General features: G+C 72.8%; 21 protein-coding genes. 20 read left to right on the top strand and 1 reads right to left on the bottom strand.

The features are described 5' to 3' along the window. Nucleotides 1-29: 29 nt before the first annotated feature. The 15 genes from ftsA (at nt 30) to QN157_14255 (ending at nt 16,461) form a co-directional block, all read left to right on the top strand. Nucleotides 30-1,268, top strand: coding sequence for a cell division protein FtsA (ftsA, locus tag QN157_14325; GenBank protein ID MDR7556767.1), 1,239 nt, complete (start codon nt 30-32; stop codon nt 1,266-1,268). A gap of 80 nt (nt 1,269-1,348) precedes the next feature. After that, nucleotides 1,349-2,407 (top strand): cell division protein FtsZ, encoded by a 1,059-nt coding sequence (ftsZ, locus tag QN157_14320; GenBank protein MDR7556766.1) that lies wholly within the window; start codon nt 1,349-1,351, stop codon nt 2,405-2,407. Between the two features lie 82 nt (nt 2,408-2,489). Then, the gene (locus QN157_14315) at nt 2,490-3,572 is read left to right on the top strand and encodes a site-2 protease family protein (protein MDR7556765.1); all 1,083 of its coding nucleotides are present in this window, start codon (nt 2,490-2,492) and stop codon (nt 3,570-3,572) included. Then, nucleotides 3,572-4,780, top strand: coding sequence for an ABC transporter permease subunit (locus QN157_14310; protein ID MDR7556764.1), 1,209 nt, complete (start codon nt 3,572-3,574; stop codon nt 4,778-4,780). Before QN157_14315 ends, QN157_14310 begins: the two co-directional genes overlap by 1 nt. A gap of 133 nt (nt 4,781-4,913) precedes the next feature. After that, nucleotides 4,914-5,432, top strand: coding sequence for a transcriptional regulator NrdR (gene nrdR / locus QN157_14305; GenBank protein ID MDR7556763.1), 519 nt, complete (start codon nt 4,914-4,916; stop codon nt 5,430-5,432). A 28-nt stretch (nt 5,433-5,460) separates the two neighbouring features. Continuing rightward, nucleotides 5,461-7,932 (top strand): adenosylcobalamin-dependent ribonucleoside-diphosphate reductase, encoded by a 2,472-nt coding sequence (locus QN157_14300; GenBank protein MDR7556762.1) that lies wholly within the window; start codon nt 5,461-5,463, stop codon nt 7,930-7,932. A gap of 343 nt (nt 7,933-8,275) precedes the next feature. Then, nucleotides 8,276-8,803: a hypothetical protein gene (locus tag QN157_14295; GenBank protein MDR7556761.1), complete on the top strand. Its 528-nt coding sequence runs from the start codon at nt 8,276-8,278 to the stop codon at nt 8,801-8,803. A gap of 78 nt (nt 8,804-8,881) precedes the next feature. After that, a complete protein-coding gene (locus QN157_14290; protein ID MDR7556760.1) occupies nt 8,882-9,835 on the top strand; it encodes a phosphate/phosphite/phosphonate ABC transporter substrate-binding protein in 954 nt (317 codons plus the stop codon). Nucleotides 9,836-9,906: 71 nt separating this feature from the next. Then, nucleotides 9,907-10,677 (top strand): phosphonate ABC transporter ATP-binding protein, encoded by a 771-nt coding sequence (gene phnC, locus QN157_14285; GenBank protein MDR7556759.1) that lies wholly within the window; start codon nt 9,907-9,909, stop codon nt 10,675-10,677. Nucleotides 10,678-10,724: 47 nt separating this feature from the next. Next, nucleotides 10,725-11,888, top strand: a complete 1,164-nt coding sequence (phnE, locus tag QN157_14280) for a phosphonate ABC transporter, permease protein PhnE (protein ID MDR7556758.1) — start codon at nt 10,725-10,727, stop codon at nt 11,886-11,888. A gap of 16 nt (nt 11,889-11,904) precedes the next feature. Beyond that, entirely contained in the window at nt 11,905-12,711 is an 807-nt protein-coding gene (gene pgeF / locus QN157_14275; GenBank protein MDR7556757.1) for a peptidoglycan editing factor PgeF, read from the top strand. Between the two features lie 89 nt (nt 12,712-12,800). Next, entirely contained in the window at nt 12,801-13,541 is a 741-nt protein-coding gene (locus QN157_14270; GenBank protein MDR7556756.1) for a YggS family pyridoxal phosphate-dependent enzyme, read from the top strand. Between the two features lie 10 nt (nt 13,542-13,551). After that, entirely contained in the window at nt 13,552-13,944 is a 393-nt protein-coding gene (locus tag QN157_14265) for a cell division protein SepF (GenBank protein MDR7556755.1), read from the top strand. A gap of 148 nt (nt 13,945-14,092) precedes the next feature. Beyond that, complete coding sequence (gene mtnA / locus QN157_14260) at nt 14,093-15,136, top strand: S-methyl-5-thioribose-1-phosphate isomerase (GenBank protein ID MDR7556754.1); 1,044 nt, start codon at nt 14,093-14,095, stop codon at nt 15,134-15,136. Continuing rightward, nucleotides 15,133-16,461, top strand: a complete 1,329-nt coding sequence (locus QN157_14255) for a glycosyltransferase family 2 protein (GenBank protein ID MDR7556753.1) — start codon at nt 15,133-15,135, stop codon at nt 16,459-16,461. Before mtnA ends, QN157_14255 begins: the two co-directional genes overlap by 4 nt. 5 nt (nt 16,462-16,466) lie before the next feature. Here the strand turns inward: QN157_14255 and QN157_14250 are convergent, their stop codons facing one another. Beyond that, complete coding sequence (locus tag QN157_14250) at nt 16,467-17,546, bottom strand: glycosyltransferase (GenBank protein MDR7556752.1); 1,080 nt, start codon at nt 17,544-17,546, stop codon at nt 16,467-16,469. A 102-nt stretch (nt 17,547-17,648) separates the two neighbouring features. Here QN157_14250 and ileS point away from each other — a divergent pair, with 102 nt between their 5' ends. From ileS to QN157_14225, 5 genes are all read left to right on the top strand, one after another. Then, nucleotides 17,649-20,822, top strand: coding sequence for an isoleucine--tRNA ligase (ileS, locus tag QN157_14245; GenBank protein ID MDR7556751.1), 3,174 nt, complete (start codon nt 17,649-17,651; stop codon nt 20,820-20,822). Further along, the gene (locus QN157_14240; protein ID MDR7556750.1) at nt 20,819-21,586 is read left to right on the top strand and encodes an amino acid racemase; all 768 of its coding nucleotides are present in this window, start codon (nt 20,819-20,821) and stop codon (nt 21,584-21,586) included. Before ileS ends, QN157_14240 begins: the two co-directional genes overlap by 4 nt. A 47-nt stretch (nt 21,587-21,633) precedes the next feature. Then, nucleotides 21,634-22,206, top strand: coding sequence for a TraR/DksA C4-type zinc finger protein (locus QN157_14235; protein MDR7556749.1), 573 nt, complete (start codon nt 21,634-21,636; stop codon nt 22,204-22,206). Between the two features lie 89 nt (nt 22,207-22,295). Further along, nucleotides 22,296-22,814: a signal peptidase II gene (gene lspA / locus QN157_14230; GenBank protein ID MDR7556748.1), complete on the top strand. Its 519-nt coding sequence runs from the start codon at nt 22,296-22,298 to the stop codon at nt 22,812-22,814. A 3-nt stretch (nt 22,815-22,817) separates the two neighbouring features. Beyond that, nucleotides 22,818-23,588: a prolipoprotein diacylglyceryl transferase gene (locus QN157_14225; protein MDR7556747.1), complete on the top strand. Its 771-nt coding sequence runs from the start codon at nt 22,818-22,820 to the stop codon at nt 23,586-23,588. Nucleotides 23,589-23,593: the final 5 nt, after the last annotated feature.

The raw sequence follows: 23,593 nt of genomic DNA, 5'->3' as shown, positions 1-23,593 counted from the left end.
CGAAGCCATTCGCCTACTACAGGTAGCATATGGCGCGACGAGGCTCCATCGCGGGCCTGGATATTGGGACCACGAAGGTCGCGGCCATCGTGGCAGAGGCCGACGACGACGGCGATGTCCACATCGTCGGCGTCGGGACGGCCCCGTCGCCCGGGGTGCGCCGCGGCGTGGTCGTCGACCTGGACGGGACGGCGGCGGCCATCGGGCAGGCGCTGGAGCGCGCCCAGCGGATGGCCGGCGTGGAGGTGCGTACGGCCTACGTGGCGGTCTCCGGCGAGCACATCGCGTCGGCCGAGGCCCGCGGCGTGGTGGCGGTGGCGCGTACCGACCACGAGATCGGCGACGGGGACGTGGCGCGCGTGATCGACGCCGCCCGCATGGCCGCGCTGCCGCCGTCCGACCGTGAGGTGATCCACCTGCTGCCGCGCGACTTCATCGTCGACGGGCAGGACGGGGTGAAGCGGCCGGTCGGGATGTACGGCACGCGGCTGGAAGTGGAGGCCCACATCGTCACCGGCGTCGCTACGGCGCTGGCCAACGTGGCCAAGTGCGCGCAGCGCGCCGGGGTCGAGGTCGACGCCATGGTCCTCGAGCCGCTGGCCTCCGCGGAGGCGGTGCTGGCCCCCGACGAGCGCGAGCTCGGTGTGGTGGTCGCCGACATCGGCGGCGGCACGACCAGCGTGGCGGTCTTCGCCAACGGCGGGTTGTGCCACGCGGCGATCCTCCCGGTGGCCGGCCAGCACCTGACCGGCGACATCGCCGTGGGCTTGCGCACGGCCATGCCCGAGGCCGAGAAGCTCAAGGTGCGGTGGGGCGCGGCGGCGCCGGCGTACGTCAGCGAGGGCGAGATGATCGAGGTGTACGCCGTCGGGGGCCGTCAGCCGCGGATCCTGCCGCGGCGGGCCCTGGCCGAGGTCATCGAGCCGCGCCTGGAGGAGATCTTCGCGCTGGTGGAGGACGAGATCCGACGCAGCGGGTTCCTGCACCGTGTGCCCGCCGGCATCGTGCTGACGGGCGGGACCGCGCAGCTCGAGGGCATCGATGGCTACGCCGAACAGCGCCTGCGCATGCCGGCGCGCATCGGAGCGCCCAGCCACATCGCCGGCCTGGTGGAAGCGGTGGGGTCGCCCGCCTTCGCCACCGGGGTGGGGCTGGTCCTCTACGGCGCCCGCGGCCGCGCCTACACCGCCGGGGGCGCGCGCAACGGCGCGGCGTCGTTCTGGGCGCGTGCGCGGGCGTGGTTGCGCGACGTGCTGCAGGGCGGATGACCGCGGGTCACCCGGTGCACGGGTCAGTGCAGGGACGTGTGGGTCCAGGAGGAACGCGCGGATCAGGAGGAGGAGCGCCGATGGCCAACCCGGAGCGTGATCTTCGTCGATATGCCGCCGCGATCAAGGTCGTGGGCGTCGGCGGAGGTGGCAGCAACGCGGTCAACCGCATGATCGCCACCGGCCTGCGCGGCGTGGAGTTCATCGCCATCAACACCGATGCCCAGGCCCTGGCGCTCTCGTCGGCCGACCGCAAGATCCACGTGGGCGCCAAGCTCACGAAGGGGCTGGGGGCGGGCGGGGATCCTGCCGTCGGTCGGCAGGCGGCCGAGGAGAGCCGCGAAGAGCTCCACGACGCGCTGGCAGGGGCGGACATGGTCTTCATTACGGCCGGCATGGGCGGCGGCACCGGGACCGGCGCCGCTCCGGTGATCGCCGAGCTGGCCCGCGAGCACGGCGCCCTGACCATCGGGGTCGTGACCCGGCCCTTTGGCTTCGAGGGTAAGCGCCGGGCCGCCGTGGCCGACGAGGGCATTCGGACCCTCAAGCAGAAGGTCAACACGCTCATCACCATCCCCAACGACCGGCTGCTGCAGATCATCGACCGGCAGGCCACGGTGATCGAGGCGTTTCGCACGGCCGACGACGTGCTGCGCCAGGGGGTCCAGGGCATTGCGGATCTCATCACCATCCCCGGGTTGATCAACCTGGACTTCGCCGACGTCCGCACCATCATGGCGGAGGCGGGCTCGGCGCTGATCGGGATCGGGGTCGGCACCGGCGAGGACCGGGCCGTGCGCGCGGCGCAGGCGGCGATCAGCAGCCCGCTGCTGGAGACCTCGATGGACGGTGCCCGCGGCGTGCTCATCAACGTGACGGGCGGATTGGACCTGGGATTGCTGGAAGTGAGCGAGGCGGCCCAGATCGTGCGGGACGCCGCCGATCCCGAGGCGAACATCATCTTCGGCGCGGTGATCGACGAGAAGGCGCGGGACGAGGTGCGGATCACGGTGATCGCCACCGGCTTCGAGGCGGCCCGGCGGGACGACGCGGTGCCGGCGCCCGGTCAGGAACGCGCCCGCGAGCCGGTGAAGCTCATCGACGACCTGGACATTCCGGCGTTCCTGCGGCGGCGTTAGGGCCCGCGCGTCCCGGCGCCATCCGCGCGGCCGGGCGGGCGCACGCGCCCGCTGGCGGATCGGTCCCGGCCAGGCCAGCATCGTGGACGACGTGTCAGCGGTCGGAGGAGACGGACCGGCGCTCGCCGAGCGTCTGGAGGTCGCGCGCCGGATCGTCGAGGTGCTCTTCCCCGGCGCGGTGCCGGCGGACCAGGCGCCCCCCCTGTTCTTCCTGCCGGCGATGGACGCGCCCGGCGTGCGGTTCGTGGACCTGCGACGCCGGCTGGAGCCGCTGGGCTTCCTCCCGTTGCTGCGGCGGCGCGACGGCCGGCTGGCGCTCCTGCTGCTGCCCAGGCCCCCACGCGGTCGCTGGGCCTGGCAGGTCAACCTCCTCCTGCTGCTGGCGACCGTGGCCACGACGTTCGTCGCGGGCTACCTGCAGTCGCAGGCGCTGGTGCGCGCCGGGTTCCTGGACGCGCCCGTGGCCGGCGGGGTGCTGTTCTCGGCCTCGGTGATGTTCATCCTGGGAGCGCACGAGATGGGGCACAAGCTTGTGGCGATCCGCCGTGGCATCGACGCCAGCCTGCCCTACTTCCTGCCGATGCTGCCGCCAGTGGGCACCATGGGCGCGGTGATCGTCACGCGAACCCCTGCGCCCGACCGCGACAGCCTCATGGACCTGGGCGCGTCCGGACCCGTGGCCGGCTTCCTGGCCGCCATTCCCGTGCTCCTCTACGGGATCTCGCGCTCGTACGTGGTGACCCCGACCGGCCTGGAAGGGTTCCTGGCGATTCCCGACCCGCTGCTCATCCGCTGGCTCGTCGACTGGCTGCTCCCGCGTCCGCCCGAGGCGGTCGTGCTCGGCCACCCCGTGCTGTTCGCTGGCTGGATCGGCTTGATCGTCACCAGCATCAACCTGCTGCCGGCCGGGATGCTGGACGGTGGGCACGCCGTGCGAGCGTTGTTCGGCCCACGGGTGCACCTGGTGGTCTCGTATGCTGGCGCCGCTCTGGCCGCGGTCATGGGCTTCCTGCCCATGGCGCTGCTGATCCTCCTTCTGATGCGGCGTGGCCACGTGGGTCCCCTGGACGACGTCACCCCCATCAGCCGGTCGCGCTGGCTCGTGGGCGGGGTGCTGCTGGTGATCTTCATGCTGAGCGCGGTCCGGTTGCCGCTCGGGTGGTGATGGGATCCCGGGCCGGTGGCCGCGCAGGCCGGGACCCGCGCCGGTGGTGGCGGGCGGCCCGCGCCGTGGCGGCCAAGGAGCTCGCCGAGACGCGCCGCGATCGGCGCACGGTGGTCGCAGCCGTGCTCCTCCCGGCCCTGCTCATGCCCGTTGCGGTCTTCGTCCTCCCGATGCTCGCGCGCCAGCAGCAGACAGCGTTGGAACGTCGGCCGGTGCGGGTAGCGCTCACCGGTGGCGACGCCGGGGGGCTGGTCGCCGATGGGCTCACCGAAGGCGTGCTGCACCCGGTGACCGTCTCCGATCCGCAGGACGCCCTCCTGCGGGGCGAGGTGGACGCCGTCCTGGTGGACACCGGCCCGCGCCCCGGCGGGCCGCGCCGGGTCGTCATTCTGTACGACGAGAGTCGGCCGGCGTCGCGCGCGGCGCTTGAGCGGCTGACGAGGCTGGTGGCGCGCCGGGCCCTCCACGACCTCGAGACGGCGGCGCGGGCACGGGGGTTGGACCCCGCGGCGCTGGTCACGATCGGCCTCGAGCCCCGAAACGTCGCGCCGCCGCATCGCGTGGGCGCGCACCTGCTGGCCACGGCCCTGCCCTTCTTCCTGGCGGTGTGGCTGCTGCTGGGCGGGCAGTACGCCGCCCTCGACGTAGGGGTGGGGGAGCGCGAGCGGGGCAGCCTGGACGCGCTGCTGACCGCGCCCGCACCCCGGTCGGCGATCGTGCTCGGGAAGTTCCTGGCGGTCCTCGCGCCGGCGACCCTCGCGCTGGTGGTGATGGTGGCCGCGGGCGTGGCGTCGGCCCGGCTGGGCGCGCGGTTGCTCTCACCAGGGCCTGTGGAGGTGACGCTGCCCCTACCAGCTGCCGGCCTTCTGCTCGTCGTGGGGATGTCCCTGGCGGCCCTGCTCTCGGCGCTCCAGCTCGCCGCCAGCCTGGGCGCACGCACGCTCGGGGAAGCGCAGCAGGCGTTCACGGCGCTCTACCTGCTCGTGGCGGTGCCGGTGGCCCTGGAGCCGTTCCTCGGCCACTGGGCGGCCTCCTGGTGGGCGCCGTTGGTGCCCGTGCTGAACGCGGTGGGGGCGTTCCGCGGGGTCCTGCTGGGGGATGCCCGGCCGTGGGCCCTGGCGGTGACGGTGGGGTCGCTGGGGCTTGCGGCCGTTCCGGTGCTGGCCCTGGGGGCGCGCTTGCTCGAGGCGGACCGGCGAACGAACTGACGCCAGGGGCCAGCCCGGGCCCGAAAACGGGCGCCCGCGCGCGCCCAGCGCGTCCCAGCGGCGCTGGGCGACGTTGACACGCTAGATCTTGGGCTCCTAGAATCAACGGTGCCTCTACCGGTGGGGGCCCCCTATGCGATGCCCGCTCTGTGGCCACGAGGACAGTAAGGTGTTGGACTCCCGGCCGGTCCTGGAGGGCCGGGCCGTGCGGCGCCGGCGCGAGTGCAAGGCCTGCGGGCGTCGGTTCACCACCTACGAGCGGCCCGACCTGGCCCCGCTCATGGTGGTGAAGCGCGACGGGCGGCGCGAGCCGTTCGACCGGCAGAAGATCCTGAACGGCCTGCTGCGCGCGTGCGGCAAGCGGCCCATCTCGATGGAGGCGCTGGAGCAGCTGGTGGACGACGTGGAACGGGAGGTCCGGCAGATGGGCGCCCAGGAGGTCGCGTCCGCCGCCATCGGCGACCTGGTCATGGAGCGTCTGCGCCGGCTGGACGACGTCGCCTACGTGCGGTTTGCGTCCGAGCACCGCCGCTTCCGGGACGTCGACTCGATTGCCGAGGAGATCGAGACCCTCAAGGAACGCAAGCGGCGCGAGGAAGCCGCGCGCGCGCAGGTGCCGCTGCTCCCCATCCCTGACACGCGACCCCGGTAGGTCGACCGCAGCCCATGGAGGTGCCCTGATGGAAGGCGCGTCGTCGTTCTCGCAGCCGCTGGCATCGCCCCGCCTCGCCGCAGCCGCCGCACCGGACCTGCCAGCCCAGACCCTTGCCGCGTTCGGCGGCGACGAGCTCCGGGCGCGCGTCTTCCACGACAAGTACGCCCTGCGGGACCGCGAGGGCCGGGTCCTGGAGCACACGCCGCAGGAGATGTGGCGGCGCATCGCCCGCGAGCTGGCGTCGGTGGAGGCCACGCCGGCGCTGCGGGAGGAGTGGGAGCGGCGCTTCTACTGGCTGCTCGACGCGTTCCGGTTCATCCCCGGGGGCCGCATCATGCACGGGGCGGGGAATCCCAAGCGCGTCACCCTGCTCAACTGCTACGTCCTCCCCGTGAAGGACGACTCCATCGAGGCCATCTTCGAGTGGACCAAGGAGGCGGCGCGCACCTACAGCCTGGGCGGCGGCGTGGGGACCGACATCTCGATCCTCCGGCCCCGGGGGGCGCCGGTGAACAACGCCGCCCGCAGCAGCACCGGCGCCGTGTCGTTCATGGAGCTGTTCTCCCTGACCACCGGCACCATCGGGCAGGCAGGGCGCCGCGGCGCCCTCATGATCACCATCGCCGATTCGCACCCCGACGTCCTGGACTTCATCAAGGTGAAGCGGAACCTGGACAAGGTGCGGTACGCCAACATCAGCGTGCGCGTCTCCGACGCCTTCATGCGGGCTGTGGAGGAGGACGGTACCTGGGACCTGGTCTTCGAGAACGAGCGGGCCACGGTGCGACGCACGGTCCGGGCCCGGGAGGTCTGGACGGAGCTGATCCGCGGGGCGCGCGACTACGCCGAGCCGGGCGTCATCTTCTGGGACACCGTCAAGCGCTGGTCCACCTCCGAGTACAACGGCATGGGGGTCATCACCACCAACCCGTGCAGTGAGATCCCGCTGGAGCCCTACGGCTGCTGCTGCCTGGGCAACGTCAACCTGGCGGGCTTCGTCCGCGACGAGTTCACCAGCCAGGCCCGGGTGGACTGGGACCCGCTGGAGCGGGCCCTGCGGTACGCCACGCGGTTCCTGGACAACGTCCTGGACTACAACGCCGAGAAGCACCCCCTGCCCGCGCAGAAGGCCGCCAGCCTGTACTCGCGGCGCATCGGTGTGGGGTTCACGGGCCTGGGCGACATGCTGATCAAGCTGGGCCTGCGCTACGACAGCGACGAGGCGATCCAGTTCGTCGACGGCCTGTTCGACCGGATCAAGAACACGGTCTACGACGAGAGCGTCTCCCTGGCCGCCGAGAAGGGTCCCTTCCCGGGCTACGACCGCGACGCGCACCTGTCCTCACCGTTCATCCAGGGGCTGGCGCCACGGGTGCGGCAGCGGATCGAGCGCCACGGGCTGCGGAACGTCGCGCTGCTCACGGTGCCACCGGTCGGCTCGGGCGCCGCGCTGGCGGGCGTGACCAGCGGGATCGAGCCGATCTTCGACCTGTCGTACATTCGGCGCAGCGAGTCGCTGTCCCAGGACGTGTTCCGCGTGTACCACCCGCTGGTGCGGGAGTACATGGCGCGGTTTGGGGTGGAGCGCGAGGAGGACCTGCCCGACTACTTCGTGACCGCCCACCAGATCCGGCCCGAGGGGCGCGTGCGGATGCAGGCGACGATCCAGCGCCACATCGACCACTCCATCTCCTCGACCGTCAACCTGGCCCACGACACGCCGCCCGAGGAGGTCGAGCGCATCTACCTGCTGGCGTGGAAGCTGGGGTGCAAGGGCATCACCGTGTACCGCGAGGGGAGCCGCGAGGGGATCCTGATCACCGACGAGCACGCGCGGAGTCAACCCGTCGTCGCCACCGTCGCCCCGGTGGCCCCGGCGCGGCTGTCGGTGACGCCGCGGCCCCGCCCCAAGGTGACCACCGGTCGGACCGAGCGCGTGGAGACGCCGCGGGGTCGCGTCTACGTGGTCATCAACGAGGACGAGCTGGGCATCTGCGAGGTGTTCGTGCACTCGCTGGACGTGGAGGCCGAGGCGATCGGCCGCATGGCGTCGCTGGCCCTGCGCGGCGGGCTGGACCCCCGCGACGTCATCGAGCAGCTCTGGCGCGTGCAGAGCCGTGAGGTGGCGTTCGATCGCTCGGCCGACGGCACGGTGGTCCGCGTGACGACCATCGCCCAGGCGGTGGCCCTGGCCCTGGGCCGCGCGCTCTACGGCGACGGGTTCCGCCCGGACAAGGCCTTCCCGCGCGCCGACGCGCTGCCCGACCCCGGCCCGCGGGCCCGCCAGCAGACGCTGCGCTTCGCCCCGTCCGCCGCGGCGTCGCCGCTCGCGCCCGTGGCCGGGGGGACCGGCGAGGGGGTGGCGGAGGCGCAGCAGGTCCGGGGCATGGGTGACATGGCCCTGGAGTTCATCGGCATCTGCCCCGACTGCGGCAGCTCGCTGGTCCACGAGAACGGCTGCGCGACCTGCCGGCAGTGCGGGTACTCACGATGCTGAGCCCGGGCCGCTGAGCCCGGGCCCGTGGCCCCAGGCCGCGCTCTCCGGTCGGATCGCGTTCCGGGGCGCGGCCCCAGGCCGGCCGTGCGCTCCGTTCGCGCCCGATCTCTACGCGTGTGCAGGGGGCTGACGGCCGCCCGTCCGCCCGCGTCGGGCGGGCGCCGTGCGATGAGCGCCGTGCGGTCGCGCGCTCGCCTCCGGGCACCCCTCCACGCCTGCGGGAACGTGCTACACTGAAGGGCAACCATGGCACACCGCGGACGCCGGGAGCCGGCCGCCGGCGCCATGGGGTCATCCGGCGAGCCGGCAGCGGGGCGTCGAGGCGAAATCGGAGGGAGCAGGGATGCGCGGGATCATCGCAGGTGCGGCGGTACTGCTGGTGCTGACAACGGCCGTCGGGGGGAGCGCACAGACACGCACCCAGCCGCAGGGGCCGGCCAACTGGATCATCGTGCCGGGACATGCCGTGGGCGACATCCAGCTGGGCATGACGCAGCAACAGGTGCTGAACCGGCTGGGCATGCCCGACGAGATCTCCAACGATCGGGCCGCCGACGGCGGGCTCAACGTCTACTGGGTCTACCCGCAGGGCGACCGGTCGGTGCTGGTCGTCTCGTGGACCAAGCGGCAGGGCGAGGCCGGCGGCGTGGACTTCATCTTCACCGACCACGCCCGATTCGTCACGAGCAAGGGCGTGGCGTTGGGGCAGTCGACCTTCCGCGACGTCTTCACGCACTACGGCCCGCCCGAGCGGCTCTCCGGCGTGGGCCGGGGCGCGGTGTTGCTGTCGTACGAGGCGGAGGGGATCCGCTTTCGCATCGAGGGCGACCAGGGTCGCGTGAGCGCCGTAACCGTCGTGCCCCGCAAGTAGCCGCGGCCCGACCCGGCTGGTATGCTAGCCGTGGGGGGAGCGCGGGACGGCAGGCGCCGTCCCGATGGGGGTGTCGCCGTGACGCGTCGCATGGGCAGCATGGTGGTGGCGCTGGTGGTCGGGCTGGCGGTCGGCGCCGCCGGTCCGGTGTCGCCGGCAGCAGGGCAGACGAGCCTGGTGCTGGCGTTCGTCCCGTCGCTGGACGCGCAACGGGTGCTGGCCACGGGCAGCACGCTGGCGAAGATGCTGGAGGTGGCGACCGGCTACCGGGTGCGGGCGGAGGTGCCCACGAGCTACGCGGCCACCATCGAGGCGATGTGCGCCAACCGCGTGGACGTGGCGTTCCTCGCGCCGTTCGCCTACGTGCTGGCCAACCAGCGCTGCGGGGCGGACGTCCGCCTGGTGAGCATTCGGGCCAATCTGCCCTTCTACAAGTCGCAGATCCTCTACCGGGCCGACCTCAACGTGAAGTCCCTGCAGGACCTGCGCGGGAAGCGCTTCGCGTTCGTCGACCCGGCGTCGGCGTCGGGGTACCTGTTCCCGGCCGCGCTGCTCAAGAAACACGGCATCGACCCCGACCGCTTCTTCAGTCAGGTCGTCTTCGCGGGCGGACACGACAAGGTGGTCCTGGCCATCTACACGGGATCGGTGGACGCGGGCGCCACGTTCGGTGACGAGGTCTTCAGCGACGCGCGGACCCGCGTGGAGGCCCAGTACCGGGACGTCAAGGACAAGGTCAGGGTGCTGATGTACACCGACCCCATCCCCAACGACACCGTCGCCTTCCGGCGCGGCCTGGCCGAGGACGTGAAGGAGCGCACCGCCAAGGCGTTGTTGCGGATCGCCGAGACCGCGCCGGGGAAGGAGACGATCGACCGCCTGTACCAGATCCAGGGGTTCGCCGACTTCCAGGCGCTGACCACGACCTACAAGATGACGAAGCTCAAGACGTTCGACGAGTACTTCCAGCCGATCCGCGACGCGGCCAAGTTCCTCGGGCTCAACCTGGAGGAGCTCGTACGGCCGCGGTGACCCTCGGGCGTGCGGGCTGGGACAGGCGGGGGAGAGGGGCGGACCTCTCCCCCGCCGCATGAGGAGCGCCCATGGCCGGGGCGGCGGTCCGCGTCGAGCACCTGACCAAGGTCTACCCCGACGGCACCCGGGCCCTGACCGACGTCACCTTCGCCGTCCGCCCGGGCGAGTTCCTCATCGTCATCGGGCTGTCGGGGTCGGGCAAGTCCACGCTGATGCGGTGCATCAACCGCCTCATCGAGCCCACCAGCGGCAAGGTCTACGTCGACGACGTCGACGTCACGGCGCTGTCGCCCGAGCAGCTGCGCGTCCTGCGCCGCCAGATCGGGATGATCTTCCAGCAGTTCAACCTGGTCAAGCGCGAGACGGTCCTGACCAACGTGCTCACGGGCCGGCTGGGCTACACCCCGTCGTGGTGGGCGCTGGTCAACTACTGGCCGCGGGAGCTGCGGGAGCGGGCCCTGGCACACCTGGAGACCGTGGGGATTCCCGAGAAGGCGCACACCCGTGCCGACCAGCTGTCGGGCGGCCAGCAGCAGCGCGTGGGCATCGCCCGGGCCCTCATGCAAAGCCCGAAGCTGATCCTGGCCGACGAGCCGGTGGCGAGCCTCGACCCGGCGACGTCCCACTCGGTGCTGCAGTACATCGAGGCCCTGAACCGGCGCGACGGCGTGACGGTGATCTGCAGCCTCCACTTCCTGAGCTTGGCCCGGCGCTACGGGACGCGGCTGATCGCGCTGAAGGCCGGGCGCATCGTCTTCGAGGGGGAACCCGCAGAGGTCGACGAGCGGCGCTTCAAGGAGATCTTCGGTGAGGACGCGGTCGAGGTCGAGATCCGCTAGGCCGACGCGCTACGGCGGGCCCCGGTGCGCGGGGGCGGGAGGCCGCCGTGGGCCGTAACGCCACGGCCCGCGCGCCGTCCGCGCCGGAGCTCCCGCGTGGGGGGCAGGGCGCGCTGCGCACGGCCGCGTGGCTGTTGGCCCTGCTCGTGATCTACGTCTACGGGTGGCGGGTCACCCAGATCAACCTGGGCGAACTGCTGCGCAAGGCGCACCTGGTGCGGCCCCTGCTGCTGGATCTGGTGCGCCCGGACGTGCTGGAGCGGCGGCCCCGGCTGCAGGTGGCGGAGGCCGGGGTCGGCCTGGAGGGCGCCGCCCCGCCCGCCCCACGGGTGGCGGGCCCGGGCCGGCTGACGGTGGACCCGGCCCGGGCGACCATCGGCCAGCCGGTGACCATCGTCGGCGAAGGGTTCGCGCCGCAGCGTCCCGTCGAGCTGCTCTGGCGCGATCAGGCGGGATCCACGGCGCCGCTGGCCCGGACCACCACCGACGCCACCGGAGCGTTTCGGGTCACCGTGCCCGTGCCCGACGTCATCGGGGTCAGCCACCACGTGGTCGCGCAGGTCCACCTCGGCGGCACGGTCCTGCGCCCCAGCAACACGCTGGCGCTCACCGCCTACCGCATGCTGGAGACCGTCTTCCTGGCCCTGATGGGCACCACGATGGCGGTGGTCTTCGCCGTGCCGCTGTCGTTCCTCGGGGCCAAGAACCTGATGGCGCGCACCCCCCTGGGGACCGGCGTGTACTACCTGATCCGCACGGTCTTCAACATCGCGCGGTCGATCGAGCCGCTGATCATGGCCACCGTGTTCGCGGTCTGGGTGGGGATCGGCCCCTTCGCCGGCGTCCTGGCCCTGGGGGTGCACTCCATCGCCTCGCTGGGCAAGCTCTACTCGGAGCAGATCGAATCGATCGATCCCGGACCCATCGAGGCCATCACCGCCACCGGCGCGACGATGTTGCAGGTGGTGCGCTACGCGGTGGTGCCGCAGATCGTCCCGCCGTTCATCGCCTTCACGATCTACCGCTGGGACATCAACGTCCGCATGTCCACCGTCATCGGCTTCGTGGGCGGGGGCGGCATCGGGTTCCTGCTCCAGCAGTACATCAACCTGCTGCAGTGGAAGCAGGCGGCGACGGTGGTGTGGGCGATCACGCTGGTGGTGGCGGGCATGGACTACCTGAGCGCCAGGGTCCGCGAGCGCATCGTCTGAGCCGATGGTCCCGGCCGTGGTGCCCGCGCTCCCCGCGGGATGGTCGTGGTGGTCCCGCGACGGGCTGGTGCTGTTGCGGGCCGACGTCCTGGCCGCCGCCGGGGTGTGCCACGCGTTCACCACCCGCCACGGCGGGATCAGCCGCGCCCCCTACGACACCCTCAACCTCAGCCGGGGCGTGGGCGACGACGGCGCGGCCGTGGCGGCCAACCGCGCCGCGGTCCTCGCCGCCCTGGGGCGCGATCCCGGCGACCACGTGGAGGTCGCCCAGGTGCACGGGCGCGACGTCGTCGTCGCCACGGCCACCGACCGGGGCCGCACCGTCGGGCGGGCCGACGGCGTGGCGTGTGAGGATCCCGCCGTGGTGCTGGCGGTGCACTGCGCCGACTGCGTGCCGGTCCTGCTGTGGGACCGCCGGCGCGGGGCGGCCGCGGCGGTGCACGCGGGCTGGCGCGGGCTGGCCGCGGGCGTGGTGGCCGCTGCCGTGGCGACCATGCGCGCCGCGTTCGGGACAGCCCCCGGGGACCTCGTCGCGGCCATCGGCCCGGCGATCGGGCCGTGCTGCTACGAGGTGGACGCGCCGGTGCGCCAGCAGTTCGCCTCCTGGCCGTGGCACGAGACGGTGTTCGTGCGCCGGCGCCCCGGCCACTGGGCCCTGGACCTCTGGGAGGCGACGCGCCAGCAGCTGCATGGCGCCGACGTGCCGGCGGACGCCGTGGTCACCGCACGCCTGTGCACCGCCCACCACCCCGCGCTGTTCTTCTCGCACCGACGCGACGGCCGCACCGGGCACATGGCGGCGTTGATCGCGCCCGTGGGATAAGCCGCGGCAGGCGCAGCGCTGCGGGTGACGTCGGGCGCCGGCCGGCGCCCACCAGGGATTGTCCGGCGGCTGGCGAATACTGGTGCGGCGTGTCCGGGATCGACGAGAGGCTGCACCGCGCGCGGGCCCGGATCGCCGCCGCGGCCGCGCGCGCCGGACGCGATCCGGCAGCGGTGACCATCGTCGGCGTGACCAAGGGCGTGGACGTCGCGCGGATCCGGGACGCGCTCGCCGCGGGGCTGCGCGACCTCGGGGAGAACCGGATCCAGGAAGCCCTGCCCAAGATCGCCGCGCTGGGCCCGGGGCCGCGGTGGCACTTCGTCGGACGGCTGCAGCGCAACAAGGCCCGGTGGGCCGCCGCGTCCTTCGCCATGGTCCACTCGGTCGACTCGGTCCCCCTGGCGGACGCCTTGGACCGGGCCGCCGCACGCGCAGGGCGACGGCTGCCTGTGCTCATCGAGGTGAACGTGGCGGGCGAGCCCACCAAGGCCGGCGTCGCGCCCGAGGAGGCCGCGGCCCTGGTGGCAGCGGTGCGGGCCCGGGCGCACCTGGAGCCGGTGGGGCTGATGACCGTGGCGCCGGTCGCGGCGTCGCCCGAGCAGGTGCGGCCGATCTTCCGGGCGTTGCGGGCGCTTCGGGATCGCCTCCGGGAGGGACCGGGCGGTCCGGCCTTCGTCGAGTTGTCCATGGGGATGAGCGACGACTTCGAGGTCGCGGTCGAGGAAGGCGCCACGCTGGTGCGCCTGGGCCGCGCGATCTTCGGACCACGCGGGACGGGGCCACGGGAGAGGCCAGGCGTCCAGGGAGAGGAGGGAGCGCAGGAGGTGTGAGGTGAGCGCGATGCAGCGCCTGTGGGCGTTCCTGGGGTTTGGCGACGAGGAGGCGGAGCCTGCGCCGCCCGACGAGGGCGAGGGGCGGCGGCGCCGCGCGCCGGTGTTCAGCCTGCACGCCGCGCGCCCGATGGAGATCGTGGTGCTGGCGCCGCGCAGCTTCGAGGAGGCGCGCGCCGGAGCCGACCACCTCAAGGCGCGGCGCCCCCTGCTGGTCAACCTCCGGGGGACGGACCGGGAACTGGCCCGGCGCATCGTGGACTTCGCCTGCGGCGTCACGTACGCCGTGGACGGGCAGATGCAGCGCGTGGGCGAGGAGATCTTCCTGTTCACGCCCAGCACCGTCACGGTCGTGGCCGACGCGCCGCGCGAGGATCCGCGGGGGCTGTTCCCGCTCCCATGACGCCCACACCCGGCAGGCGGCGCACCCGGTAGAGCCACCGGCCCGCGTCTGCCGCGGACGGGTAGCCGGTCGGCCGGACGGGTAGCCGGTCGGCCTCAGGACGTGCCGGGTGCGCAGGCGGTGCGCGGCGTCCACCCCTGCGAGGACCGTGCTACGGGCCGTCTGGATGGACGAGCAGGGCGTGCGCCTGGTGGACCAGACCCGGTTGCCGCACGAGGTCGTGGTCCTCACCTGTCAGAGCGCCGACGAGGTGGCCGAGGCGATTCGTACCCTGCGCGTGCGGGGCGCCCCGGCCATCGGCGTGGCGGCGGCGTTCGGTCTGGCCCTGACCGCGGCGCAGACCGCCGGGCAGCCGGCGGAGGCGGCGATGGCGCGGCTCGAGGCGGCGGGCACGCGCCTGGCGGCCGCCCGTCCCACGGCGGTGAACCTCCGGTGGGCGGTCGAGCGGATGCTGGCTGTGGCCCGCCGGGTCGACGCCGCGGCCCGCGCCCGGGCGCTGCGGGAGGAAGCCGAGCGCATCGCTGCGGAGGACCGTGCCGCCAACGAGACGATCGGCCGACTGGGCGCCGCGGAGATCCGTGACGGCGAGCGCGTGCTCACCTACTGCCACACGGGGGCGCTGGCCACTGCCGGCTACGGCACCGCCCTGGGGATCCTGCGCGCGGCCTGGGAGGCCGGCAAGCGCATCCAGGTCCTGGCCTGTGAGACGCGCCCGGTGCTGCAGGGTGCGCGGCTGACGGCGTGGGAGTTGCGCGCGCTGGGCATTCCCGTCACGCTGATCACCGACAACGCCGCGGGCGCGCTGATGGCGCGCGGGGAGGTGGACCGCGTCGTCGTGGGGGCCGACCGGATCGCCGCCAACGGCGACGTCGCCAACAAGATCGGGACGTACACCCTGGCGGTCCTGGCGCGCGCCCACGGCCTGCCGTTCGTCGTCGCGGCTCCCACCTCGACCGTGGACCTCGCCACGCCCAGCGGCGCCGGGATCCCCATCGAGGAGCGCCCGGCCGACGAGGTGCTCCGCATCGGCGGTGTGCCGCTGGCGCCCGCGGACGTGCCGGCCCGCAACCCGGCGTTCGATGTCACGCCCCATACGCTGGTCACCATGATCGTGACCGAGGCCGGCGTGGCGCGCCCGCCGTTCGACGTCAGCCTGGCCGCGCTGGTGCGCGCGGGGGTGGGCCGGCGATGACGGCGCGGCGCCCGGCGATGGTGCGCCACCTGGTGCTGGCCGCCGTGGCCGTCGGGTGGCTGGCCGTCGTGGTGCAGGGGATCACGTACCGCGACGCGCTGTGGTTTCGGTACTACGTGGTCAACGTGGTCTGGCTCCAGGACGTGGTCCTGGCGCTGGGGGCGCTGAGCGCGCTGATCCTGCTGGCCGGTCGCAGCCGCCCGCGGCCGCCCGCCGGGACCTGGGCGTCCCTGCCCTCGGTCAGCATCATCATTCCCGCCAAGGACGAGGTGCGGGTGATCGAAGGGGCGGTGCGCGCGGCATGCGCCCAGCGTTACGCCGGCAGCCTCGAGGTCATCGTGGTCGACGACCGCTCGACGGACGGGACCGGCGCGCTGCTGGAGCGCCTGCAGGCGGAGCTGCCGATCACCGTGGTGCAGACCCGGCCAGGCAGCTTCGGCAAGGCCGGGGCGCTGCGGGCGGGCGTGCGGGCCAGCCGCGGCGAGGTCCTCGCGGTCCTGGACGCCGATGCGCGCATCGCGCCCGACGTGATCGCCACCATGGTGCCGCTGCTGGCCGCCCCGCGCGTCGCCGCAGTGCAGGGCCGCCGGCTCGTCTACAACGCCGGCCGCAACCTGCTGACGCGGTTCCAGGACGACGAGTACCGGATCTTCCAGACGCTGATGCAGCGGGCCCGCCAGGCCCTGGGCGGCTTCGTCTGCCTGGCGGGCAACGGGCTGCTGGTCAAGCGGGAGGCGCTGGAGGCGGTCGGCGGCTGGAACGCCGACGCGCTCACCGAGGACATCGATCTGTCGGTGCGCCTGCACCTGGCAGGCTGGCAGATCCGGTACTGCTACGAGGCGCAGATCTGGGAGGAGGCTGTGGTGACGCTGCGCGACCTCCTCCGGCAGCGCGAGCGGTGGTTCGAGGGCGCCCTCCAGTGCCTGGGGGAGTACCTGCCGGCGATCCTGCGCAGCGGCCTTCCCCTGGTGCGCAAGGTCGACATGCTCTTCTTCCTCGCGGGGTCGCTGATGGGCGCGCTGGCCGCCCTCACGGGGTACGCCTACGCGCTGGTGGGGGCGCTGCTGGAGGCGGTGGTCTACGTGCAGCTGCCGGGCCCGCTGGTGGCCTGGGCCTCGGCGCTGCTCACCGCGGCGACGCTGGCGGCGCTCGCCACCGAGGTGGGGTACCATCCCCTGCGGCTGCTGGGGGTGGTGGCCCGGTGGACGCTGTTCTCGTTCCACGTCCTGGTGATCGTGCCGCTGGCGATCCGCCGCTACGTCCACGCCGCCCTGACCGGCGTGCGGGACTGGCGCAAGACCGCCCACGAGGGCGGGGCGGGCTGAGCGGTCTACAGCAGCCCGGCGTAGACCTCCCGCAGGCGCGCGCCCACGCGCTCGAGGGAGTGCGCGGCGGCGTACCGTCGGGCCGCGGCGGCCAGGCGGGCGCGCAGGTCGGGTTCCTCCACCAGCCGCCGCAGCTGGAGGGAGAACTGGTCGGCGTCGGCGGCCAGCAGCGCGTTCTCGTTGTCGACGAAGCGGCCGGCGAAGCACTCGGCGTCGCGCAGCACCAGCGGGCGGCCGGCCGCGGCCGCTTCCAGCACCGCGATGCCCTCGTTCTCCACGCTGCTGGGGAAGAAGAAGATGTCGCCGGCCGCATAGGCCTCGGTGACGTTCTCGACGTAGCCGGGAAAGCGGACGTTGGGAGGGGCCTCGTCGATCACCCGCAACGTTTCGGGCTTCACGGCCTTGGGGATACGGCCGAACCAGACGAACGTCAGGTGAGGTAGCCGCCGGGCGACCTCACAGAACAGGTCGACGCCCTTGCGCAGCAACACCAGCCCCACGGCGAAGGCCACGACGCCCCGCAGGAAGTGCCGGCCCCGCGCCAGCCGCCGCGCCCGGTAGAGGGAGTGGAAGCGCTGCAGGTCCACGCCGTTGCTCACCACCTCGATGGGCCGGACGACGCCTGCCCGCTCCAGGACCTGCTTGGTGTAGGCAGACGGCGTGATGACCAGGTCAGCCTTGTTGTAGAAATAGGTCAGGAGCCGTCCCAGGTACGGCGCCAGCGAATCGCTCATGACGAACGAGTTGGCGAAGTCCTCGGCGGTGGTGTGCGCGGAGATGACCACCGGGACCCGGCCGCTGCACTTCTCGGCCAGGTACAGCGAGCGCGGACCGAGCTGGTGGAGGTGCAGCAGGTCGAACGCCTCGCTGGGATCGCTGGTGACCGTGACACCCGCCGCCCGCAGGGCGCGCAGCTGGTTGTCGTAGGCCTGACGGACCCCGCTGCTCCAGGAGGAGGGCTGGGCGTGCTCGAGATACACGCAGACTTTCACGCGGTCCCCCGGCGTCGTCGGGATGCCGTTCCCGCCTCCCGGGGCACGCGGGAGCGGCGTCCGGCGGCCGCATGCCCGGACACATGCATGCATTCGCCGCCGCCCGCGCGTCCCCTGCCCGTCGGGGCGCCGCGGCAGCCCGGCCGCAGGCCGCTGGACGGCCGCGCGGGCCGCGTGCTATAAGGAGAAAACGCGATGCCGTCGTTTCGCCCCGTGCCCGTCAAGATCGACTTCCCGGCGCAGGAGCGGGAGCTGCTGCGGTGGTGGCTCGAGCGGGACATCCTCGGCCAGTACCTGCGCCGCAACGAGACCTCCCCGCGCCGCTTCGCGTTCCTCGACGGGCCCATCACCGCCAACAACCCCATGGGGATCCACCACGCCTGGGGACGGACTTACAAGGACCTGTTCCAGCGCTACAAGACCATGGCCGGCTACCGACAGCGCTACCAGAACGGGTTCGATGGCCAGGGGCTGTGGGTCGAGGTGGAGGTCGAGAAGGAGCTGGGCTTCACCAGCAAGCGGGACATCGAGGTGTACGGCATCGCGCCGTTCGTGGAGCTGTGCAAGGCGCGGGTGCGCCGCTTCGCCGAGATCATCACCCAGCAGTCGCTGCGGCTGGGCTACTGGATGCGGTGGGACAACTCCTACCACACCATGGCCGACGAGAACAACTACATGATCTGGTACTTCCTCAAGCGCTGCTGGGAGCGCGGGTTGATCTACAAGGGGCACGACGCGATGCCGTGGTGCCCGCGCTGTGGGACCGGCATCTCGGAACACGAGATCGTCACCGAAGGCTACCGCGAGGTGACCCACCCGGGGCTGGTGGTGCGCCTGCCGCTGGTGGACGCCCCGGGCCGGTCGTTGCTCGTCTGGACCACCACCCCCTGGACGCTGACCAGCAACGTGGCCGCGGCCGTGCACCCCGATCAGCCCTACGTGCGGGTCCGGCAGGGTGACGAGGAGTTCTACGTGATGGAGGCCCGCCTGGAGATCCTGACCGGCCGCTACACCGTGGTGGAGACCCTCCCGGGCCGGGCCCTGGTGGGCTGGCGGTACCGCGGGCCGTTCGACGACCTCCCCGCCCAGCAGGGCGTGGAGCACCGGGTGATCCCCTGGGAGGACGTCAGCGCCGAGGAGGGGACCGGCATCGTGCACATCGCGCCGGGCGCCGGTGCCGAGGACTTCGCGCTGGGGAAGCGGTTTGGCCTGGCGGTGCTGGCACCGCTGGACGAGTTCGGCGTGTTCGTCGACGGCTTCGGCGAGTTCACGGGCCGGACGGCGGCCGAGGTGGCGGGGCCGATCGAGGAGCGCCTGCGGGCGCGAGGGCTGCTCTACCGTGCCGACCCCTACACCCACCGGTACCCGGTGTGCTGGCGCTGCGGCACCGAGCTGGTCTTCCGCGTCGTCGACGAGTGGTTCATCGCTATGGACCCGATCCGCGAGGCGATCATGGACGCGGCGCGGCAGGTGCGCTGGATTCCCGAGTTCGGGCTGGAGCGCGAGCTGGACTGGCTGCGCAACATGCACGACTGGATGATCAGCAAGAAGCGCTACTGGGGCCTGGCGCTGCCGATCTACGAGTGCCAGGCCTGCGGGGCGTTCGAGGTGCTGGGCTCCCGGGAGGAGCTGCGGGCGCGGGCCGTGGAGGGATGGGAGGCGTTCGAGGGCCACTCGCCCCACCGACCGTGGGTGGACGCGGTGAAGATCCGCTGCCGTGCCTGCGGCGCGGTCACCAGTCGCATCCCCGACGTCGGCAACCCGTGGTTGGACGCCGGCATCGTGCCGTTCTCCACACTGATCGACCCGGCCACCGGCAAGGTGTCGTACCTGGACGATCGACGCTACTGGCGCGAGTGGTTCCCGTTCGACTTCATCACCGAAGCGTTCCCGGGGCAGTACCGGAACTGGTTTTACTCCCTGCTGGTGATGAGCACGGTGCTGGAGGGCACGGCGCCGTTCCGGGTCTGTCTGGGCCACGCGTTGGTGCGCGACGAGCACGGCCGCGAGATGCACAAGTCGTGGGGCAACGCCATCGAGTTCGAGGAGGCCGCCGACCGCATCGGCGCCGACGTGGTGCGGTGGGTCTTCGCCGCCCAGAACCCCGCGGTGAACACCAACTTCGGCTACGGGCCGGCCGACGACGTGCGCCGGCGGTTCGTCCTGCCTTGGTGGAACGTGTACGCCTTCTTCGTGACCTACGCCTCGCTGGAGCGCGGCCTCGACCTGGCCGGCCTGCTGGCCGCGCCGCCGCCGCTGCGCCTGCTCGACCGCTGGATCCTCTCGCGCCTGGCCCACCTGGTCCAGACCGTGGCCGCGCGTTTGGATGACTACGACCCGGCCGGCGCCTGTCGGGTGGCCGAGGCGTTCGTCGACGACCTCTCCACCTGGTACGTCCGGCGCAGCCGGCGGCGGTTCTGGAAGAGCGAGGACGACCAGGACAAGCGCGCGGCCTACTACACCCTCTACACGGTGTTGAAGACGCTGGCGCAGGCGCTGGCGCCCTTCATGCCGTTCCTGACCGAGGCCATCTACCAGAACCTGGTGCGGACCGTCGAGCCCCAGGCCCCGGAGAGTGTCCACCTCTGCGACTACCCGGTGCTGCCCGCGGCCTGGCGCGAGCCGGCTGTGGAGGCCGCCATGGACGCCGTGCGGGACTTGGTGCGGCTGGGCCGGGCGGCCCGCAGCGCCGCCCGGATCCGGGTGCGCCAGCCCCTGCCGGCGGTGCTCGTGGCCACGACCCAGCGCGGGATCGTCGAGGACCCCGAGCTGCGGGAGCTGCTGGCCGACGAGCTCAACGTCAAGGAGGTGCGCGTCCTCGACGACGCCGCGCCGTACGTGACGTTCGAGGTCAAGCCGCGGTTCGACCGGCTGGGTCCGCGGCTTGGGGCGCGGGTGCAGGCCGTGGCGGGCGCCCTGCGCACACTCTCACCCGCTACGGCCGCCGCGGCCGTCCAGCGCGGCGAGGCGGTGGCCGTGACCGTGGACGGCGAGCGGGTGGAGCTCGCCCCCGACGACCTGGAGGTGCGCGTGCGCGCGGCGCCCGGGTACGCCGCCGAGGGCGCCGGCGCCCACCTGGTCGTGCTCGAGACCGCCATTGACGACGCGTTGGCCCGCGAGGGATGGGCCCGTGAGCTCGTGCACCACATCCAGCAGCTGCGCAAGGAGCTGGGTCTGGAGGTGAGCGACCGCATCGTGCTCTACGTGGACGGCGACGCCGAGGTGCAGGCCACGCTGGTGGCCCACCGTGCCTACGTGATGGGCGAGACGCTGGCCGTCGACGTGCGATCGGGCGCGGCCGAGCAGCCCGGCGCCCGTGAGATCCGTCTGGACGGCGCCGTCGCCCGGGTGGCCGTGGTGCGGGCGTGAGCGCACCCCGGCGGACGATCGGCGTGCTGGGGGGCATGGGGCCCTGGGCCACCCTGGACTTCTTCGGGCGCCTGTTGCGCCTGACGCCCGCGGCCCGGGATCAGGACCACCTCCGGATCCTCATCGACAACAACCCGGCGGTCCCGGATCGGAGCGCGTTCCTCCTGGGATGCGGCGAGGATCCGACGCCGTGGCTGGTCGCTGGCGCCCGGGGGCTCGCTGCCGCCGGCGCCGACTTCCTGACCATCCCCTGCAACACGGCTCATGCGTTCTACGCGGCCATCGCCGGCAGCGTGGCGATCCCGGTGTTGCACATGATGGAGGAAACGGCCGCGGCCGCGGCCGGGACCTACCCGCAGGTGCGCCGCGTCGGCCTGCTGGCCACCGCCGGCACGGTGCGTGCCGGCCTGTATGCCCGGGCGTTTGCGCGCTACGGCGTGGAGGTCGTGGTGCCTGCGGCGGCAGACCAGGCGGCCACCGACGCGCTCATCGCCGCCGTCAAGGCCGGTCCGCGGCCAGAGCACCGCGCCCAGGCGACGGCGCTGGTCCAGACGCTGGCGGCGCAGGGGGCGGAGGCTGTCGTGTTGGGGTGCACGGAGCTGCCGATCGTCCTTGCGGCGGACGCGCTGGCTGCGGCCCCGGTCCCCGTGCTCGATGCCACCGAGGTGCTGGCCCGACGGGCGGTGGCCCTGGCGCTGGGCGAGGCGGACTGGCCGCCTGCGCGTCGTCCAGTCCCCCTTGCCAGTGCAGAGGCTCTTGAGTAAGATAGGCGCGGTCTCAAGCCCCCACAGCGGGTAAGGAGGGCCGTATCATGCCGAATAAGGCCGCTCGGGCCCGTACCGCGCAGCGCCAGGCGACCAAGGCGGCCTCGTCCACGAAGAAGGGCCAGGCCAAGGCGTCTCGTCGGGCCCAGGCCCCGCGGGCTGGCGCGTCGCGGGCCCCCGTCCGTGCTTCGCGCGCCCCGACGTCGATCAAGCCAGCACCGCGGGTCGTGACGGCAGCACGGCCCCTCACCAAGCGCGAGCTCGAGGAGTTCCGCCAGCTGTTGGAGGAGGAGCGCGACCGGCTGACGCAGGAGCTGGAGGCGATCGAGGAGCACCTGCCCGAGGTCGAGCAGATCAGCGTGGATTCCAGCGGCTACGACGAGGACATCGCCGACGTGGCCGCCGACACCTTCGAGCGGGAGAAGGGCTTCGCGATCGAGAACAGCGTGCAGGCGTTGCTGACCCAGGTGGAGGAAGCGCTGAGCCGCATCGACGAGGGCACCTACGGCACCTGTGAGCTGTGCGGTCAGCCGATCCACATCGAGCGCCTGCGCGCCATCCCGTACGCTCGCCTGTGCATCCAGTGCAAGGCGCGCGAAGAGCAGGCCAACGCGCGCTAGCGCACCCTCGGGGACGCTTCCGGCTTCCTCGCACCTGGGATCGGTGCAGCCTGTCTACCGGGAGGCCGACCGAGGTCGACCGCGCACTGTTGCAGCCGTCGTCCCGACATCGGCGCTGGCCCGGGCGCCTGCTCGCCGCAAGCCTGCTGGCCATCGCGGACCAGGCGATCAAGGCGGCAGTTGCGGCGACGCTGCCGGCCGGCGTGGAAGTGCCGGTCGTCCCGGGCGTCCTGACCCTGACCCACGTGCACAACCGCGGCGTGGCGTTCGGGCTGCTGCCCGGCCTGCCCCCGCTGGTCCTCGGGCTCGTCGCCGGTTGCCTCGTGCTTCTGGTCGTGTGGAGGGGCGGCGACCCCCTGGAGCGCTGGCAGGTGGGGGCGGGTAGTGCCCTCGTGCTGGGCGGGGCGGCAGGGAACCTGGTCGACCGCCTGCGCTGGGGCTACGTCATCGACTACATCGACCTGCACCGCTGGCCGGTGTTCAACCTGGCCGATGCGGCCATCGTCGCAGGCGGTGTGCTCCTCGCCACCGGGCTGCTCGGCGGGACTGGGACCACCCGTGCAGCGGCCGGGAGCAGGAACCCTCGCCAGGGACATCCCGGGAGGTGACCGGTGCAACAGATCCTGTACGACGTCTGGGGCGTGCCGATCTCGGCCTTCGGGCTGTTCTTGCTGCTGGCCTTCGGCGCCTCCATCGTCGTCGCGCGCCGGTCGGCGTACGCGCGGCTTGGCATCGACCCCACCCACACCCTGGACTTGGCCCTCTACGCCATCGTGGCGGGGATCGTCGGCGGCCGCATCGGGTTCGTGCTGGCCAACCTCGAGGCGTTCGCCGGCGAGCCGCGGCGCATGCTGACGATCTGGCGGGACGGCGGCCTGGTCTACTACGGGGCGCTCGCAGCGGGCCTGGTGCTCGCACGGTTGTATACCCGCCGGTGGCAGGTGTCGTTTGGCGCGCTGCTGGACGCCTATGCGCCGGCGCTGATCATCGGCTACGGGATCGCCATGATCGGGGCGCTGCTGCACGGCCTGTTCCCCGGCAAGCCAACAGGGGTGCCCTGGGCGATCGACCTGTTCCTCGAGCGGCGCCACCCGACCCAGATCTACCTGGCCCTGGCCGCGGCAGCGATCCTGGTGATCTTGCGGGGCCAGCGCGACCAGGCCCTGGCCGACGGCACCCTCTTCGTGCTGGCACTGTTCTTGCAGGCGGTGGCCCGGTTCTTCGTGGACGTCTTCGTCGAGGCGCCGGCGGTGGCCGGGCCGTTGACCCTCGGCCAGCTCGCCAGCGGCACCGTCGCCGTGGCCAGTGGCCTGCTGCTGGGCTGGCTGCAGCGCCGCGGGCCCGCGGTACGCGTGGAGCCCGCGCCGCAGACGCCGCCGTAGCCGGC

The sequence above is a fragment of the Armatimonadota bacterium genome (genome assembly GCA_031459855.1).
Classification (GTDB): domain Bacteria; phylum Sysuimicrobiota; class Sysuimicrobiia; order Sysuimicrobiales; family Humicultoraceae; genus Fervidifonticultor; species Fervidifonticultor primus.
This window is presented reverse-complemented; position numbering and strand designations above follow the sequence as displayed.

Coding starts and splice junctions, on each gene's coding strand:
- ftsA (MDR7556767.1), top strand. CDS start 30: ATGGCGCGACGAGGCTCCATCGCGGGCCTGGATATTGGGACCACGAAG.
- ftsZ (MDR7556766.1), top strand. CDS start 1,349: ATGGCCAACCCGGAGCGTGATCTTCGTCGATATGCCGCCGCGATCAAG.
- QN157_14310 (MDR7556764.1), top strand. CDS start 3,572: ATGGGATCCCGGGCCGGTGGCCGCGCAGGCCGGGACCCGCGCCGGTGG.
- nrdR (MDR7556763.1), top strand. CDS start 4,914: ATGCGATGCCCGCTCTGTGGCCACGAGGACAGTAAGGTGTTGGACTCC.
- QN157_14300 (MDR7556762.1), top strand. CDS start 5,461: ATGGAAGGCGCGTCGTCGTTCTCGCAGCCGCTGGCATCGCCCCGCCTC.
- QN157_14295 (MDR7556761.1), top strand. CDS start 8,276: ATGCGCGGGATCATCGCAGGTGCGGCGGTACTGCTGGTGCTGACAACG.
- phnC (MDR7556759.1), top strand. CDS start 9,907: ATGGCCGGGGCGGCGGTCCGCGTCGAGCACCTGACCAAGGTCTACCCC.
- QN157_14265 (MDR7556755.1), top strand. CDS start 13,552: ATGCAGCGCCTGTGGGCGTTCCTGGGGTTTGGCGACGAGGAGGCGGAG.
- QN157_14255 (MDR7556753.1), top strand. CDS start 15,133: ATGACGGCGCGGCGCCCGGCGATGGTGCGCCACCTGGTGCTGGCCGCC.
- QN157_14250 (MDR7556752.1), bottom strand. CDS start 17,546: ATGCATGCATGTGTCCGGGCATGCGGCCGCCGGACGCCGCTCCCGCGT.
- ileS (MDR7556751.1), top strand. CDS start 17,649: ATGCCGTCGTTTCGCCCCGTGCCCGTCAAGATCGACTTCCCGGCGCAG.
- QN157_14235 (MDR7556749.1), top strand. CDS start 21,634: ATGCCGAATAAGGCCGCTCGGGCCCGTACCGCGCAGCGCCAGGCGACC.